The 13,418-nt window shown below is 34.6% G+C and carries 13 protein-coding genes and 2 tRNA genes; 6 read left to right on the top strand and 9 right to left on the bottom strand.

Annotated elements, in window-relative coordinates; genetic code table 11:
• The first annotated feature begins 58 nt into the window (after positions 1-58).
• Entirely contained in the window at positions 59-913 is an 855-nt protein-coding gene (locus tag H4V97_RS12995; RefSeq protein WP_209549924.1) for a leucine-rich repeat domain-containing protein, read from the top strand.
• 238 nt (positions 914-1,151) lie between these two features.
• On the opposite strand, the gene H4V97_RS13000 is transcribed toward H4V97_RS12995, so the two are convergent.
• Both H4V97_RS13000 and H4V97_RS13005 read right to left on the bottom strand, forming a co-directional pair.
• A tRNA-Met gene (locus tag H4V97_RS13000) sits at positions 1,152-1,224 on the bottom strand.
• Positions 1,225-1,258: 34 nt separating this feature from the next.
• A tRNA-Met gene (locus tag H4V97_RS13005) sits at positions 1,259-1,331 on the bottom strand.
• 118 nt (positions 1,332-1,449) lie between these two features.
• Between H4V97_RS13005 and era the strand changes: the two genes are divergently transcribed.
• On the top strand, positions 1,450-2,331 hold the full coding sequence (era, locus tag H4V97_RS13010) for a GTPase Era (RefSeq protein WP_209549925.1): 882 nt from the start codon (positions 1,450-1,452) through the stop codon (positions 2,329-2,331).
• A gap of 299 nt (positions 2,332-2,630) precedes the next feature.
• Here era and H4V97_RS13015 read toward each other — a convergent pair whose 3' ends face one another.
• Positions 2,631-3,128: a hypothetical protein gene (locus H4V97_RS13015; RefSeq protein WP_209549926.1), complete on the bottom strand. Its 498-nt coding sequence runs from the start codon at positions 3,126-3,128 to the stop codon at positions 2,631-2,633.
• Positions 3,129-3,236: 108 nt separating this feature from the next.
• Between H4V97_RS13015 and der the strand changes: the two genes are divergently transcribed.
• Together der and H4V97_RS13025 are read left to right on the top strand one after the other, a co-directional pair.
• Positions 3,237-4,547, top strand: coding sequence for a ribosome biogenesis GTPase Der (gene der / locus H4V97_RS13020; protein ID WP_196849849.1), 1,311 nt, complete (start codon positions 3,237-3,239; stop codon positions 4,545-4,547).
• A 78-nt stretch (positions 4,548-4,625) separates the two neighbouring features.
• A complete protein-coding gene (locus H4V97_RS13025) occupies positions 4,626-5,417 on the top strand; it encodes an SDR family oxidoreductase (protein WP_209549927.1) in 792 nt (263 codons plus the stop codon).
• A gap of 91 nt (positions 5,418-5,508) precedes the next feature.
• Here the strand turns inward: H4V97_RS13025 and H4V97_RS13030 are convergent, their stop codons facing one another.
• From H4V97_RS13030 to H4V97_RS13055, 6 genes are all read right to left on the bottom strand, one after another.
• A complete protein-coding gene (locus H4V97_RS13030; RefSeq protein ID WP_209549928.1) occupies positions 5,509-5,748 on the bottom strand; it encodes a hypothetical protein in 240 nt (79 codons plus the stop codon).
• Between the two features lie 241 nt (positions 5,749-5,989).
• Positions 5,990-6,802 (bottom strand): TPM domain-containing protein, encoded by an 813-nt coding sequence (locus H4V97_RS13035; protein WP_196849852.1) that lies wholly within the window; start codon positions 6,800-6,802, stop codon positions 5,990-5,992.
• Entirely contained in the window at positions 6,802-7,239 is a 438-nt protein-coding gene (locus tag H4V97_RS13040; RefSeq protein ID WP_196849853.1) for a TPM domain-containing protein, read from the bottom strand. The genes H4V97_RS13035 and H4V97_RS13040 overlap by 1 nt, the downstream gene beginning before the upstream one ends.
• 88 nt (positions 7,240-7,327) lie before the next feature.
• Entirely contained in the window at positions 7,328-7,915 is a 588-nt protein-coding gene (locus tag H4V97_RS13045) for a LemA family protein (protein WP_209549929.1), read from the bottom strand.
• 12 nt (positions 7,916-7,927) lie between these two features.
• Positions 7,928-8,260, bottom strand: a complete 333-nt coding sequence (locus H4V97_RS13050) for a MerR family transcriptional regulator (protein WP_035670311.1) — start codon at positions 8,258-8,260, stop codon at positions 7,928-7,930.
• Positions 8,261-8,358: 98 nt separating this feature from the next.
• On the bottom strand, positions 8,359-9,336 hold the full coding sequence (locus tag H4V97_RS13055) for a M23 family metallopeptidase (protein ID WP_209549930.1): 978 nt from the start codon (positions 9,334-9,336) through the stop codon (positions 8,359-8,361).
• A gap of 333 nt (positions 9,337-9,669) precedes the next feature.
• On the opposite strand from H4V97_RS13055, the gene alaS reads away from it, so the two are divergent.
• Positions 9,670-12,330, top strand: a complete 2,661-nt coding sequence (alaS, locus tag H4V97_RS13060) for an alanine--tRNA ligase (RefSeq protein ID WP_209549931.1) — start codon at positions 9,670-9,672, stop codon at positions 12,328-12,330.
• A gap of 241 nt (positions 12,331-12,571) precedes the next feature.
• Positions 12,572-13,342 carry a hypothetical protein gene (locus H4V97_RS13065; RefSeq protein ID WP_209549932.1) on the top strand — a complete coding sequence of 257 codons (771 nt, stop codon included), beginning with the start codon at positions 12,572-12,574 and terminating at the stop codon, positions 13,340-13,342.
• Positions 13,343-13,418: the final 76 nt, after the last annotated feature.

The raw sequence follows: 13,418 nt of genomic DNA on the forward strand, positions 1-13,418 counted from the left end.
TTGCCGATGAAGTAAATTGAGTGTAAATTTATAAGTGCCAAAAGTAATATTTCAATTTATGAAAAATTTATCTACTCTGTTTTTAACTGTTTTGTTTTCCTTTTCGATGTTTGCGAATGTTTCTGTTACTGAGAGAGATGCATTAGTGAAGTTGTATGAAAAAACAAATGGAAATCAGTGGATTACAAAATGGGATTTGACAAAACCCGTATCTAGTTGGTATGGAGTTACATTACAAGATGAAAAAGTAGTTTCAATAAATTTAGCAAATAATAATTTAGTTGGAGAAATCCCAAATGACATTGTGAATTTAGTGAATTTAGAAGAATTGGATTTGCATAAAAATCATATCTCTGGTACGGTTCCTTCGTTAGTTGGGAATTTAAAAAATCTTACCACATTAAATATCTCGTTTAATAATTTGTCAGGAACAATTCCAGAATCCGTTTGTGAAATATATAAATTAAAGCAATTAGAGCTTTACATGAATGATCTTTCCGGAGAATTGCCACAGCAAATCGGGAATTTGAAAAACTTAGAAATACTTTCTTTATTTAATAATGGATTAACGGGGCAAATACCAAGTTCACTTTATAATGTGAAGTCATTGAAGGTATTACTTTTAAATAGCAATAAACTGATTGGAGAATTGGGCCATGAAGTGGCAAATTTAAAATCTCTTGAAAACCTTAGTTTGTTTGATAATAAAATGAATGGGGAAGTTCCAGTTGAGTTAGAAAAGCTGAATAATCTGAAAGAAATGAATATTTCTTATAATATGTTTAATGGACTAGTTTCTAAAAGCTTGGTCCTATTAGATACATTAAATATGACGATGTTAAATGATAAAGGAATTACTGTTTTATTAGATGTAAATGATAGTGAAAATAAAGCTATCGTTTCTGAAGATTAACATAAGCTGAAAATACCCTGTTTAATTGTAATTAGTTTTAATAATTTTAGTTTTTTTTAAGTAAGTTTTAATTAATTTAGTTGTTTGAAGCCTGTAAAGTTTACTTTACAGGCTTTTTTTTGGATAATAAAACAACTACTATTTTTACAGCACTTTGCTTAATTACAAGTTTTGGAAAGCATATAAATTATATGATATAATCAAAAAAGCCTCAGATTTCTCTGAAGCTTTGTCTTAGTAGCGGGAACAGGACTCGAACCTGTGACCTTCGGGTTATGAGCCCGACGAGCTGCCTACTGCTCTATCCCGCGATGTGCGTTTTGTAATCTCAATAAGGCTACTTAGTAGCGGGAACAGGACTCGAACCTGTGACCTTCGGGTTATGAGCCCGACGAGCTGCCTACTGCTCTATCCCGCGTTGTTTCGGGTGCAAATGTACAACTAAATTTAAGAAACCCAAACATAAATTTAATAAAATGTTTTATTTCATCTATTGACTTGATATAACTACCTTTGCAAAATAAATTATAATAAAAATGTCACATAAAGCAGGTTTTGTAAATATCATAGGAAATCCAAACGTTGGGAAGTCAACATTAATGAATGCCTTCGTAGGGGAACGATTGTCAATCATTACATCTAAAGCACAAACAACTCGTCATAGAATTCTTGGGATTGTAAACGGAGAAGATTTTCAATTAATCTTATCTGATACACCAGGAATCATCAAACCTGCATACGAAATGCAGGAATCCATGATGAATTTTGTAAAGTCGGCTTTTGAAGATGCTGATATTTTGATTTACATGGTCGAAATTGGCGAACAAGATTTAAAAGATGAAGCTTTTTTTAATAAAATTATTCACGCTACAATTCCGGTTCTTCTTTTATTGAACAAAATTGATACATCAAACCAAGTGCAACTGGAGGAACAAGTTGCTTTTTGGGCAGCGAAGGTTCCAAATGCTGAGATTTTCCCAATATCAGCCTTGCAGAATTTTAATGTTCCTGAAGTTTTTGGGAGAATAATAGAATTGTTGCCGGAATCACCAGCTTATTATCCAAAAGATCAACTTACCGATAAACCGGAACGTTTCTTTGTAAACGAAACCATTCGTGAAAAAATCTTGCTAAATTACAGCAAAGAAATTCCATATGCAGTAGAAATAGTTACCGAAGAATTTTTTGAAGATGAGAACATCATTAGAATCCGTTCTTTAATTATGGTCGAACGTGAAACCCAAAAAGGAATCATCATTGGTCATAAAGGAGCTGCTTTGAAAAAAGTAGGGACCGAGTCCCGTGCTGATTTGGAGAAGTTTTTTGGTAAACAAATATTCATAGAACTTGTAGTGAAAGTGAATAAAAACTGGAGAAGTAATACCAATATGTTGAAACGTTTTGGGTACAATCAGTAAAGACAATAGCTCTAAAAAGCTTTGCATTGTTCTAATCCGATTCATTTTTAATTAAAACGATTGAAAAGGAGTTTGGATTTTTTTAAAATTCGAATGGAAATTTAAAAAAAAATATAAAATCAATATTGGAATTTGTTTTCCGATATTGATTTTTTTTTTAGCCCAGATAGAAATGAAAACCCCGCAGCCAGATGTTGTCGTTTTTCTTGTCGTGAAAAAGCGATCAACGAAAGCTCTTTTTGCGGCTTAGAAAGACACAACTTCTGGTGAGGAGTTGCAATGAAGAGCTGGATTAGCTGCTAAGAATTTAATATTTCTTTGTATAAATCTTCTAAATATTCCATTTGGTTGTTGCCATTTCTTCTGATTTGTGTGGCGATGAAGTACAATAGAAACCAAACGATAACCATTAGAATCATGATGATGAAATCGAAAGTAGTGTCGAATTTTAAGATGTAATTGGAGTAGGCGATTCCGCCAAAAATTAAAAATATTCCAGCAGTAATAAAATGAAGAAACATAAAAAACGTCCACAAGTTTGGGTCTGGTCCAAATAAACCTCTTATGTTTGTTAATGTAGGACTTGTGGGTTCTAATTCAAGATGTAAGTGAGGCGAGTAATATTTTTTTTGTGGGCCTTTTAGGTTCAACCAAATGTGGTACCCTCGTATTTTTACAAAATAATCATTGGATTTTATTTGGGTATAATTAGCAAATTTTTGGCGCAATACATCTGCATTTTCCGGAATATCTTTATGAAACCGTAAACGAAGGCTAATTTCATTATTAATATCCATAAGATTAATTTTATTTGGTTAGAAAAATTTTGGTATTGCTAATATATTAAAAATATTGATATTCAAGTTATTTAACCCTACCTTTGCAAAATATTTGAATTAAGGATTATGAACAACATAGTTGCCATTGTAGGAAGGCCAAACGTAGGAAAATCGACGCTTTTTAATCGATTGATACAAAGAAGAGAAGCGATTGTAGATTCAGTTTCGGGAGTTACCCGTGATAGAAACTACGGGAAAAGTGAGTGGAACGGAAAAGAATTTTCTGTAATTGATACGGGAGGATATGTTCGTGGATCGGATGACGTTTTTGAAGCAGAAATCCGTAAACAAGTAGAACTTGCTATTGATGAAGCGGATGTAATCATATTTGTGGTTGATGTTGAAGAAGGCATTACTCCAATGGATGATGCTGTTGCAAGATTGTTGCGTAAAGTGACTAAGCCGGTTTTACTTGCTGTAAATAAGGTGGATAATGCGATGCGTGAGAAAGATGCAATTGAGTTTTATAATTTAGGTTTAGGTGAATATTATACTTTTGCAAGTATTTCTGGAAGTGGAACAGGCGATTTATTGGATGCATTAATTGATGCTTTTCCTGTAAAACCAGAGCCAACTCAAGAAGAAATTGTATTGCCTCGTTTTGCAGTTGTAGGTCGTCCTAATGCTGGAAAATCAAGTTTTATCAATGCTTTAATTGGTAAAGAGCGTTACATTGTTACTGACATTGCGGGTACTACTCGTGATTCTATTGATACAAAATTTGACCGTTTTGGTTTCGAATTCAACTTGGTTGATACTGCTGGAATTCGTCGTAAAGCAAAGGTAAAAGAAGATTTAGAGTTTTATTCAGTAATGCGTTCAGTACGTGCGATTGAACATGCTGATATTTGTATCTTGATTATTGATGCAACACGTGGATTTGAAGGGCAGGATCAAAGTATTTTTTGGTTGGCTGAAAAAAACAGAAAAGGGGTTGTGATTTTAGTTAATAAATGGGATTTAGTCGAAAAAGAAACGATGTCAACCCGTGATTATGAAGAAAAAATTAGAGAAGAATTAATGCCATTTACGGATGTGCCTATTCTTTTTGTTTCTGCTTTAACAAAACAACGTTTATTAAAAGCATTAGAAGCAACAGTAAAAGTTTTCGAAAATAGACAACAACGCATTGCAACTTCAAAATTCAATGAATTTATGTTGAAAGTGATTGAAGCCTATCCACCACCCGCAACCAAAGGAAAGTATGTGAAAATTAAATATTGTATGCAGTTGCCCACACCAACGCCTCAGTTTGTATTTTTTGCCAATATGCCACAATATGTAAAAGAACCTTACAAACGTTATCTGGAAAATAAAATTAGAGAAAACTGGGACTTTTCAGGAGTGCCAATCGATATTTATATCAGAGAGAAGTAATTTTTATTTCCGCTGTTCTATTATAAAGTTTATTGAGTTTGCAAAAACTCGGTAAACTTTTTTTATTTTTATAAAAAAATGAAATCAATAAATGGTAAAGTAGTTTGGATTACTGGAGCTTCAAGCGGGATAGGGGAAGCTTTGGCTTATGAACTTAGCAAGAGAGACTGCAAGCTCATTTTGTCTGCACGAAATATTGAAAATTTGGAAAGGGTAAAATCTCGGTGTGTAAATGCATCAGTAGTTCTCCTGCCTTTTGATTTAACTGATTTTGATGATGCCAAAAAACATGTTGAAAGTGCTATTTCTGCTTTCGGAAAAATTGACGTTCTTGTAAATAACGGTGGAGTAAGTCAACGTTCACTTTTAGCGGAAACTGATTTTGAAGTGGATAAAAAACTGATTGAAGTAGATTATCTGGGAACTATTGCTTTAACAAAGGCTTTGTTGCCCCATTTTATCAAAAATAGAGAAGGACATTTTGTAACCATAACGAGCTTAATGGGAAAGTTTGGTTCTCCATATCGTTCCGGTTATTGTGGTGCGAAACATGCCTTGCATGGTTTTTTTGACGTACTGCGGATGGAACATCAAAAAGACAGTATCAATGTCACCCTAATTTGTCCTGGATTTATTCAAACTAATGTAGCTATAAATGCTCTTACTGCCAATGGATCGAAGCAAAATATCGATGATGAAGCTACTTTAAATGGTATGCCAGTGGCTGTTTTTGCTAAAAAATTAATCAATGCCGTTGAATCTACAAAGTTTGAAGCTTACATCGGTGGAAAAGAAGTTTTAGGTGTTTATTTGAAGCGATTTTTTCCTAAATTGTTACACCGGTTTGTTTTGAAAAGCAAAGTGAGATGATTTGGAATTTTTAATCGTGTACTTTGGTATTTATATTATTAAAAAATCCCAAGCAATGGGGATTTTTTTAAGTTAAGATGGATTCGAACGATTAGCTTTCTTCTTCTTCTTCTAAAGTTTCCATTGGATGATCCTCATACCAATCCTTAAAAGTTTTTACTGTTCTGTAATCATCATGTAAAACGGTATATACCATAAACAAGATTAATGGTATACCAATGCAATACAAGGTCATTATTACCGGCAAAGAAACATTAGTTTGACATAAACCAGCAAAAATAAAAACATATAAAGTGGTAAACCACACGAGTTTAATTGCAGAATTTTTCATGGCTTTTTCTATTAAAGTTACATTAAGTTTGATTAAAATAGAGTTAAAGTATTCATAATCAATGTATATTTATGTAAATTTCAAGAATGATGAATTTATATAAAATGGTATGTATTTATTTTTTGAACTGATATCGCCAATATGAAAAAGAAATTCCCTGTACAATAGTTAGAAAGTCTCGAACAAAAAAAGCTGCAACTTGCAGCTTTTTATTTAAGATTGTAATTGTAAAATATATTTGTTACCAATCGCCACTGGAACCACCACCAGAGAATCCTCCGCCACCAAATCCACCACCAAAACCGCCGCCTCCGCCGCCAAATCCGCCTCCAGATGAACCACCAAAACCTCCGCCACCGCTATTTCTGCCGAGACTGCTCAGTAATATTATATCCAGTAAACTCGGACCTCCTCCTGAATTGCCGGAATTTCCGCCACCGCCTCTTCTGTTTTTGGAAATTAGAATTAAGATAATAACGATAATAACAATGAAAGGTAAGATCGGGAATCCTTTATCTTGTTTGGTTTGTTTTCTTTCGCCTTTGTATTTGCCTTTGAAAACATTTATTATGGCATCGGTACCTTTGTCAAGTCCGCTGTAGTAACTTCCTGCTTTAAATTCGGGAATGATGATATTTCTAATTATTTCGCCTCCAATTCCTGCCGTCAATCGATCTTCTAATCCATAACCTGGATTTATAGCTATTTTTCTTTCGGCTTTAGCCAATAAAATAATTACACCATTGTCGTCTTTTGCGGTTCCTCCAATACCCCAGGTTTGTCCCCATTTAGTCGCTAGCTGGCTAACATCTTCGTTTTTGAGACTTTCTATGGTAACAATCACAATTTGAGTAGTGGTGGAATCGGAATATTTAATGAGTTTTTCTTCTAATTGCGTTTTTTCGGTCGCGCTTAATACATTCGCATAATCATAAACAGAAGTTTGCAAACTTGGTTTTTCCGGAATTGTAAATTGGGCAAAACTAATTTGTGTAAATAAAAAACAAACGAGTAATTGTAGGACGATTGGGGAATTCTTTTTTAGTAAAATCATTATCCTTTAGATATTTCGTTTGATAATTCATTGTTGTCATCTGCTGACCATGGAAAATGTTTTTTCAATTGTTCTCCTGCCATCAAAATGCCATCAATAAGCCCTTGTTTGAAATTGTCTTTTTTGAATTGTGTAGCCATCACATCTTTGGTAGTATCCCAAAAATCATTTGCAACAACATCATCGATGCCTTTGTCTCCGCAAATCACAAATTTTTTGTCAGCAACGGCAAAATATAATAAAACACCGTTTTTAAGTTGCGTTTCGTTCATTTTCAATTCATTAAATACTTCCAAAGCCCTGTCGAACGGAACTTTGGAAGTTGTTTTTTCTATATGTACCCTAATCTCGCCAGAAGTATTTTTTTCGGCCATGCGAATAGCTTCCACAACGGCTTGTTCTTCTTCTTTGGTTAAAAAATCTTCTACTTTTGACATGGGAAAAATTTTTAAATGAAGATTAACGATTTTTGATTGCAGTATATTCTACAATCAAAAATCGTTAATCGAAAATCTGAAATCGTTTTTAGAATTTTACTTCAACAGGTTTATCAGCTCCTTCAACAGAATTGAAATATGCTTTTTCTTTGAAACCAAAAATACCAGCAAACAAGCTGTTTGGAAACGTTTTAATGTGAGAGTTATATGGTTTTACCGCCTCGTTAAAACGGGTTCTAGCTGTAAGGATTTGATTTTCAGTACTGGCTAATTCATCTTGTAATTTCAAGAAATTCTGATTGGCTTTCAAATCAGGATATTGCTCTACGGTTACTAATAATCTAGACAAAGAACTGCTTACGCCACTTTGTGCTTTGTTGAATTCGGCTAATTTTTCCGGTGTAATATTCGTTGGGTCAACAGTTGTTGAAGTTGCTTTGGCACGGGCTTCAATTACAGCTGTTAAAGTGCTTTTTTCAAATTCGGCGGCTCCTTTTACGGTATTTACTAAATTACCAATAAGGTCATTTCTTCTTTGGTAAGCAGTCTGTACGTCTCCCCAAGATTGCTCAACGGTTTGATTTAATGCAACAGCAGTATTGTTAATTCCTTTAACCCAGCTGTAAATTCCAATGATAACAACTGCTACGATAATCCAAGGCAAAAATCTTTTCATGTTTATTTAATTTTAAAGTTGATTTTTAATATTTGTTAATTGTGTTCTTATTGTTTCTAGTTTGCGTATAATTTCAAATTTATCCAAGGTTTTTTTCTGTCCTTCTTTCAAATGTGTTTTGGCACCTTCCAGCGTAAAACCTCTTTCCTTCACTAAATGAAAGATGAGTTGTAAATTCGTTACGTCTTCGGGCGTGAACATTCTGTTGCCTTTGGCGTTTTTTTTAGGTTTTAAAATGTCAAATTCATTATCCCAAAAACGGATAAGCGATGCATTCACATCAAATGCTTTAGCTACTTCGCCAATGCTGTAATATCTTTTGTCTTTAGAAAGTTCAATATGCATATTATTTTTATTTTTTGTCAAGTTGAATTGTCACTGAATACTATTTTATGATCTTTTATCTGAACACTGCGAACCGAACACTGAATACTATTTTTGTATTAGTCTAATGATTGATTTTCTTGATTAGCCAATTTTGATATCGCAACATACTCAATCGCAGAAATATTGCCATAATAAAAATTAAGCGGATTCACCACTTTCTCATCTTTGTGCACTTCATAATGTAAATGAGGACCTTCAGACCTTCCGGTACTCCCTACATATCCTATAATATCACCACGTTTTATCCTTTGGCCGGCTCTACAATTGTATTTACTTAAATGGGCATATAATGTTTCATAACCGTAACCGTGCCTTAGTACAATGTGATTTCCGTATCCTGATGCTGTATTGTCTGCTTTTTCAACAACTCCATCACCAGTTGCATAAATTGGAGTTCCTATTTTTGCAGAAAAATCCATGCCTTCATGCATCTTTCTTACCTTAGTAAAAGGGTCCGTTCGATAACCAAAACCGGAGGCTAAACTTTTCAAATTCTCATTCCTTACGGGTTGAATAGCAGGAATAGCAGCTAATAATTTATCTTTTGCTTTAGCCAATTTCAAAATATAATCCAGTGATTTAGACTGGATGGCTAGCTCCTTGCTCAGCACATCAACTCTTTTGGTGGTATTGATTACCAACTGAGAATTGTCATATCCTTCCAACGCTTTGTACCGATTGATTTTACTGAAACCTGCCTTTCTTTCTTCAGCAGGAATTGGTTTAGCATTAAAATAAACCCGGTATATATTATTGTCCCGGTCTTCAATAGCTTCGATAACATCATCTACCTGATCCATTTTTTTATTTACAATGGAATAATTTAATTTCAAATTTTCAATTTCACGCGCTTGCAAACGATCTTTTGGTGTTTCAAAATAAGGAGTGTTCAATAATACAATGAAACATAAAAATCCAAACAATGCTGATGCTATAAGAAATAGAGCTGCAACGCCAAATTTCTTTCTTTTTCTTATTTTTATTTTTCGGTATGCTAGATTTTCGGAATCGTAATAATATTTTACTTTCGCCATGATTTAAAATACCCTATTTTTGCACCTAGTAAAAGGTTAGTCGAACAAATTTAATAAATGTTTCATTTGTTCTGCTCTTTTTTAAGGAATAAATATAATAATGTGCCTATTCCAGCTATTCGTTGCAAGTCCTCGTATTGAAATCTTTTTTTCTAATGAGCCAGCAGGAGCTTCCTTCGGTCGCTCTGCCATCTCAAGAAAAAATAAATTTCAAAACCGCGAAGCTTTTCACTAGTATCTGGGGCAAAAAAACGTTGATTCGTTGATTTGGTTATTCGTTTATGCGATGCAGCCGATTGACCAAATTAACAAATAACCGAACAAACAATAAAAATGAAATCACAAGACGTACGTAAACAATTTCTAGATTTTTTCGCATCAAAAGGACACTTAATTGTTCCTTCAGCACCCATAGTTCTAAAAGATGATCCAACCTTGATGTTCAACAACTCTGGAATGGCGCAGTTCAAAGAATATTTCCTTGGGAATGCCACGCCAAAAAGCAATAGAATTGCCGATACACAAAAATGTCTTCGTGTTTCAGGAAAACATAACGACCTAGAAGATGTAGGTTTTGATACCTATCACCACACCATGTTCGAAATGCTTGGAAACTGGTCATTTGGTGATTATTTCAAAAAAGAAGCCATCAACTGGGCTTGGCAATTATTAACTGAAGTGTATAAAATTCCAAAAGAAAACCTATACGTTTCTGTTTTTGAAGGAAACCCGGAGGAAAATGTACCCTTCGATCAGGAAGCGTGGGATATTTGGAAGGAACTTTTAGATGAAGACCGAATCATTCTTGGAAATAAAAAAGACAATTTCTGGGAAATGGGCGATCAAGGTCCTTGCGGTCCTTGTTCTGAAATTCATGTTGATTTACGTACTGCTGACGAGAAAGCACTGGTTGCAGGGAAAAGTTTAGTCAACAACGATCATCCGCAAGTTGTTGAAATTTGGAACAACGTATTTATGGAATTCAACCGTAAAGCCGATGGTTCTCTTGAAAAATTACCTGCTCAACACGTGGATACCGGAATGGGATTTGAGCGTTTGTGTATGGCATTGCAAGGTAAAACATCAAACTATGACACCGATGTTTTTACGCCACTTATTGAAAAAGTAGAACAAATTACGGGAACAAAATATACATCCAATGAAGTGTTGAATGTAAGCGAGGAACAAAATCAAACCAACATTGCTATTCGTGTAATTGTGGATCACGTTCGTGCGGTAGCATTCGCAATTGCTGACGGTCAATTGCCATCAAACACAGCTGCTGGTTATGTAATTCGTAGAATTTTGCGTCGTGCGATTCGTTACGGGTTTACTTTTTTAGATACTAAAGAACCTTTTATCAATAAATTGGTAGCTGTTTTAGCCAATCAAATGGGAGAATTCTTCCCGGAAATCAAATCGCAGGAAGCTTTTGTAACCAATGTAATTCGCGAAGAAGAAGCTTCTTTTTTGAGAACATTAGATCAAGGCTTGCAATTATTGGACAACGTGGTTTCTAAAACAACAGGTACTGAAGTTTCAGGAGCTAAAGCATTCGAATTATACGATACTTTCGGTTTTCCAAAAGATCTGACAGCCTTAATCTTGAAAGAAAAAGGAATGTCTTTCAACGAAGCCGAATTTGACGCTTCCATGCAAGCGCAAAAAGCGCGTTCTCGCGCCGCATCTGAAGTTTCTACGGAAGATTGGTCGGTTTTGATCCCGAGACTTCGGGACGGAAATGTGGAAACATTCGTGGGTTACGACCAAACCGAAAATGAAGTAAAAATCACAAGAATTCGTAAAATTGATAGTAAAAAAGACGGGATTTTATACCAAATCGTTTTAGATAATACACCATTCTATCCGGAAGGAGGAGGGCAAGTGGGTGATAAAGGTACTTTGGTTTCGGCAAACGAGACGATTGAAATCATCGACACCAAAAAAGAAAATAACTTAATTCTGCATTTTGCAAAACAACTTCCAGAGAATGTTGAAGCTAGTTTTGTGGCAAAAGTGAACACTAATTTACGAACTTCAACTTCAAGAAATCACTCGGCTACGCATTTAATGCACCAAGCCTTGAGAAGTATTTTAGGAACGCACGTAGAACAAAAAGGTTCCTTGGTGAATCCAAATTATTTGCGTTTTGACTTTTCGCATTTTGCTAAAATGACGGAAACCGAATTGCAACAAGTCGAAGATTTTGTAAATGCAAGAATACAAGAACAATTACCATTAATTGAGAGAAGAGATATTCCTTTTGCCCAAGCAGTAGCAGAAGGTGCAATGGCATTATTCGGAGAGAAATATGGAGATCACGTTCGTGCGATTAAATTCGGCGAAAGCATGGAATTATGCGGAGGAATCCACGTGAAAAACACCGCTGAAATCTGGCATTTCAAGATTGTTTCTGAAGGAGCTGTTGCTGCGGGAATTCGCCGTATTGAAGCGATTACAAGCGATGCGGTAAAAGCATTTTTTGCTTCTCAGGAAGATATATTGAATGAAGTAAAAGTAGCTTTGAAAAATCCTCAGGATATTTTGAAAGCCGTTCAGTCGATGCAAGAAGAAAATGCCAAACTTTCTAAACAAATTGAGGCTTTGGTAAAAGACAAAGTTAAAAATTTGAAAGCAAGTTTAATTGCTGAAATACAGGAAATAAACGGCGTTCAATTCTTGGCAAAACAAGTTGATTTGAACCCGGACGGAGCAAAAGATTTGGCGTATGAATTAGGGAATTTAGGGACTAACCTGTTCTTGGTTTTGGCTACAGTGAATCCCGAAGCTTCGGGAGATAAACCAATGCTAACCTGTTACATCTCAAAAGAATTGGTTGCTGAGAAAAACCTGAATGCAGGTACAGTAGTACGCGAATTGGGTAAATTTATCCAAGGAGGCGGGGGAGGACAACCGTTTTTTGCTACAGCAGGAGGGAAAAATGTTGCAGGAATTCAGCAAGCCTTAGAAAAAGCAATTGAATTTGTAAAGTAGAACACATTTATTTTTTATCGTAGAAACCCTTTTAGAGCATAAGTTCTAAAAGGGTTTTGTTTTTTTGCGGAACGCACTATTCATGAGGTCTTCACATAGTGTTAAGGGAGGTTTGGAAATAGTAGTTTAACCGAATTATAGGGATTGCAACGATGAATATTGTCGCTTTTAGTTTATTTATCTAGGTTTGATTCATGTTACACCTGACGGTTTGAAAAGGTGAATCGATTTATTTATTATAATGAAAAAAACAAAAAACATATTTTGGTTATTATCAGTTTTTGTGTTGGCACTTTATTCGTGTTCAAACGATAATGACGAAAGTGTAAAATTGCTAAAGAAAGTCGTTGAGACTTCAGAGGGCGGTACATCAGAAACAACTTTGTTTACTTATAATGGAAATGAAATAGTTAATATGGACGGTGCCAAGAAGCGTAAGGATTTTACTTATACGGATGGTTTAATTACGAAAATTGTACAATTAAATAAAACAAATCAGCTTCTGGAGACTATTGATTACACTTACCTTGAGGGCAAATTAGTTGAAGTTGTATCTTTGGGAAATTATAGATTTAAATACATTCATAATTCAGATAAAACGGTTTCTTATGAAAATTTTTCGATTGGTTCTGGGAACCAAGAAGTAAAAGTATACCATGGAACATTGTATTTTGAAAATGATAATTTGATCAAAGACGAAAGAATTTTAGACAATACAGCAGTTGGTGTCACTTCAACTTACAGCATAAGTTTTGATTATGATGCTAAAAATAATCCGCTGTATAGTATAACGGGATACAAAAAACTATTAGATCAAAATCAATCAATCTCATCAAATAATAGTCTAATAATTACAGAGATGACGCGTGTTACTAACGGCGACCAGATCATTTCTTCGGCTACTTTTTATAAATGTAGTTTCAAATATGATTCAGACGGTTATCCTACGGAGCAAATCACTGAAAATGCTAATGGTAATTCGGGTTACTTAAAATCGGAATATTTTTACTAATAAAATAGCTGTTTTTGCAACAACCCTTTCAGCGTATAAGACGATGAAAGGGTTTTTTAATACCAATGAAAAAAGA

Origin of the sequence: Flavobacterium sp. CG_23.5 (assembly GCF_017875765.1) — a bacterium.
Lineage (GTDB): Bacteria > Bacteroidota > Bacteroidia > Flavobacteriales > Flavobacteriaceae > Flavobacterium.

Bases quoted from the DNA above. Each gene is read 5' to 3' on its own strand.
- H4V97_RS12995 (WP_209549924.1), top strand. From the start codon at position 59: ATGAAAAATTTATCTACTCTGTTTTTAACTGTTTTGTTTTCCTTTTCG.
- era (WP_209549925.1), top strand. From the start codon at position 1,450: ATGTCACATAAAGCAGGTTTTGTAAATATCATAGGAAATCCAAACGTT.
- H4V97_RS13015 (WP_209549926.1), bottom strand. From the start codon at position 3,128: ATGGATATTAATAATGAAATTAGCCTTCGTTTACGGTTTCATAAAGAT.
- der (WP_196849849.1), top strand. From the start codon at position 3,237: ATGAACAACATAGTTGCCATTGTAGGAAGGCCAAACGTAGGAAAATCG.
- H4V97_RS13025 (WP_209549927.1), top strand. From the start codon at position 4,626: ATGAAATCAATAAATGGTAAAGTAGTTTGGATTACTGGAGCTTCAAGC.
- H4V97_RS13030 (WP_209549928.1), bottom strand. From the start codon at position 5,748: ATGAAAAATTCTGCAATTAAACTCGTGTGGTTTACCACTTTATATGTT.
- H4V97_RS13035 (WP_196849852.1), bottom strand. From the start codon at position 6,802: ATGATTTTACTAAAAAAGAATTCCCCAATCGTCCTACAATTACTCGTT.
- H4V97_RS13040 (WP_196849853.1), bottom strand. From the start codon at position 7,239: ATGTCAAAAGTAGAAGATTTTTTAACCAAAGAAGAAGAACAAGCCGTT.
- H4V97_RS13045 (WP_209549929.1), bottom strand. From the start codon at position 7,915: ATGAAAAGATTTTTGCCTTGGATTATCGTAGCAGTTGTTATCATTGGA.
- H4V97_RS13050 (WP_035670311.1), bottom strand. From the start codon at position 8,260: ATGCATATTGAACTTTCTAAAGACAAAAGATATTACAGCATTGGCGAA.
- H4V97_RS13055 (WP_209549930.1), bottom strand. From the start codon at position 9,336: ATGGCGAAAGTAAAATATTATTACGATTCCGAAAATCTAGCATACCGA.
- alaS (WP_209549931.1), top strand. From the start codon at position 9,670: ATGAAATCACAAGACGTACGTAAACAATTTCTAGATTTTTTCGCATCA.
- H4V97_RS13065 (WP_209549932.1), top strand. From the start codon at position 12,572: ATGAAAAAAACAAAAAACATATTTTGGTTATTATCAGTTTTTGTGTTG.